The organism is Pseudarthrobacter sp. GQ63 (assembly GCF_059758765.1).
The window spans coordinates 1-255 of record NZ_JCAXEF010000050.1; the positions used below are offsets into that span (position 1 = coordinate 1).

Genomic DNA, 255 nt, shown 5'->3' on the forward strand with positions numbered 1-255 from the left:
TTTGACGTTTTGGGCGGCGTCGGTGGCGGTGGCCTTGACGTTTTCCATGGCTTCCTGGGCGGGTTCCTTGAGGTCCTGGACCATGTCCTTGGCGGCGTCGGTGACCTGGGTGGCCAGGGGCTGGGCGGCGGTTTTGAGCTGGTCCGCGGCCTCGCGTTCCTTTTGGCTGGCCGGGATCAGTGAGGAGATCAGCATGCCGGCGCCGAACGCGATCAGGCCTGCGGCCAGGGGGTTGCCCTGGGTTTTGGCTTTGAC

At 65.9% G+C, this 255-nt stretch carries 1 pseudogene; it reads right to left on the reverse strand.

From position 1 onward, the window contains the following. Positions 1-255 (reverse strand): annotated as a pseudogene (locus AC6CHP_RS20790) (DUF3618 domain-containing protein); the annotation flags it as partial.